The organism is Kitasatospora sp. NPDC004240, assembly GCF_053603215.1.
This window is the reverse complement of sequence record NZ_JBSGFD010000416.1, coordinates 1-2435: the sequence shown is the minus strand read 5'-3', so window position 1 is coordinate 2435 and position 2435 is coordinate 1. Positions and strand designations below refer to the sequence as shown.

The 2435-nt window shown below is 65.4% G+C and carries 3 protein-coding genes; 2 read left to right on the top strand and 1 reads right to left on the bottom strand.

Annotated elements, in window-relative coordinates; all coding sequences use genetic code 11:
* A partial coding sequence (locus ACWEQL_RS42175; protein WP_452156884.1) for a hypothetical protein occupies positions 1–553 on the bottom strand: 553 nt, incomplete at its 3' end.
* 147 nt (positions 554–700) lie between these two features.
* Here ACWEQL_RS42175 and ltrA point away from each other — a divergent pair.
* Both ltrA and ACWEQL_RS42165 read left to right on the top strand, forming a co-directional pair.
* Positions 701–2224, top strand: coding sequence for a group II intron reverse transcriptase/maturase (gene ltrA / locus ACWEQL_RS42170; protein WP_452156882.1), 1524 nt, complete (start codon positions 701–703; stop codon positions 2222–2224).
* Positions 2184–2435 (top strand): ATP-binding protein (locus ACWEQL_RS42165; RefSeq protein WP_452156880.1); only part of this gene is annotated, 252 nt, incomplete at its 3' end. The genes ltrA and ACWEQL_RS42165, both read left to right, overlap by 41 nt.

Genomic DNA, 2435 nt, shown 5'->3' with positions numbered 1-2435 from the left:
CGACCGGCTCGCTGCCGCCCACCAGGCCGGACGGCTCCAGGACGAACTCGTCCGGCTCGGCCGTTACCCGCTGATCGTGATCGACGAGGTCGGCTGTGCGCCACGAGGCGCTGATGGATCTCGCGGGATGAAAGGCCCGCCGCCGGTCCTCACAGGGACCGGTTGAAGCTGGAGGCAGGCTGAACCCCGGGTTGGGGGTAAGGCCGGAAGCAGCCTCGACAACGTAGGGGCGGACCGACACCACCAGACGGTTCGTGCCCGCAAGCGAAGACGGAATGGGTGCAAGGAAACTGAACCAGTGGTTGACGTCCCGTGAGTCGTCAGCGGCCTGCCGAACCTGGTGGATGGGCCGCTTCGCAGTGCTGGAGAGTGCTCTATCCGATGGCCTCTCCTCTCCCGCCGCCTCTATCCCATGGGCGTCGGGAGGCCCGGACCAAGACTGCGATGTGCGGTCCGTGGCGATGCTGCCGGGATATAGCTGGGCGCCGAAGCCGTCACAGAGATCCTCAGTGAACGTGGGAAGCGATCTGGCATCGCCCTTCCCGTCCGGCATCCAGCCGGACGGCGGGCAGGCGCGACGCCCGCTGATGACGCCAGATCGTGGCGGAGTCGCCGTAGTACTCGGAGGCCGGGAAAGCCGGTCACATGGGGAAGGGCGACAGCGTGATGGCAGCAGGGCTGCTGTCGGGGAGGAACGTTGTTGAACAACGACGCGCCGTCGACACCTTGGCCGAGCATTTTCGCGGCCGAACGACGGGTACTCGATCATCAGCTCAAGCTGCACCGATGGGCAAGGAACGAACCGGCTCGCCGGTTCGATGACGTATTCAACTTGATCTGCGACCAGGCCACGCTGTTGGTGGCCTGGGAGCGGGTGTCCGGCAACCGGGGTGCCAGGACAGCGGGCGTGGACGCGGTCACCCGCTACTACGTCGAGGAGCGTCTGGGAGTGATCCCGTTCCTGGAGGACCTTCGGTCCTCGCTGAAGGACGGGTCGTTCACCGCGCTGCCGGTCAAGCAGGCGGTGATCCCCAAGAAGAACGGCAAGGTCCGTTATCTGGGGATCCCGACCCTGCGCGACCGAGTCGCGCAGATGGCCCTCAAGCTGGTCCTGGAGCCGATCTTCGAGGCCGATTTCTATCCGTCTTCGTACGGGTATCGGCCTGGACGACGGGCTCAGGATGCCATCGCCGAGATCCACCACTTCACCAGCAGGCCGTCGACCTACGAGTGGGTCATCGAGGGCGACATCAAGGCCTGCTTCGACAACGTCGATCATCACGTCCTGATGGACCTGGTGGCCGAGCGCGTCAAGGACCGCAAGGTCCTGCGGCTGGTCAGCGCGTTTCTGCGGGCCGGGGTTGTCGAACTACACGGTGGACTCGCGGAGACCCTCACCGGGACTCCGCAGGGAGGGGTAGCCTCCCCGCTGCTGGCCAACATCTATCTCTCCGTCCTGGACCGGCACTTCTCGCGGATCTGGGATGCGGAGATGTCCCCGCGCTGGCGTCGGCAGTATCGACGCCGGACGGGGCGGCCGAACTTCCGGCTGGTGCGTTACGCAGACGACTTCATCGTGCTCGTGCACGGCACGAGGTCGGAGGCCGAAGCGATCAAGTCGGAGATCGGCGAGTTGCTGGCCCGCAGGCTGAAGATGACCCTCTCGGACGAGAAGACCCACATCACCCACATCGACGACGGCTTCGTCTTCCTCGGCTTCCACATCCAGCGGAGGCCCTTCGGCGACGGCTGGCACATCGTGCTCACCATCCCGTCCAAGCCGGCCTTGGCGTCGGTGATGCACAAGATCAAGAAACTGACAGGGCGAAGCACCACCTCGCTCTCGTTGGAGGAGGTGCTGCGGACGGTCAACCCGGTCCTTCGGGGCTGGGCGGCCTACTTCCGCTACGGCGCTTCGAAGCGGACGTTCTCCTACCTCGGCTGGTACGCGTGGTGGAGGCTCATCCGCTGGATTCGCTCCAAGCACCCCCACCTGGCCTGGAAACGGCTGCGGCGCCGCTATTACGGGGCCGATCGCATCACGGAGGGCGGTCTCGTCCTCTACAACCCGGCGAAGATGCGGGTCGAGCGCTACCGCTTCCGCGGAGCGCAGATCAGCACGCCCTACAACATCGACGAGGTCGATTCGGACGGAGCTCGCTTCCGACGGACCAGCCACGACGATGCGGCCTTCGTCGGCCAGGTCAGTGAATACCTCGCCTGATCCAGCGGATCACGTGGAGAGCCGGATGCTCGGCCAACGGGCACGTCCGGTTCGGCGGGCGGGGATGGGAAAACCGACACCCGAGAGGGTGCACGGCGTCCCGTCCCCGACCCAACACATCCCCTTCGAATCGGAGGCGGCGAACCTGTTCTTCCAGCTGATCTCGAACAGATACGAGAGAGCCAGCGTGATCGTCACCTCGAACAAGCCC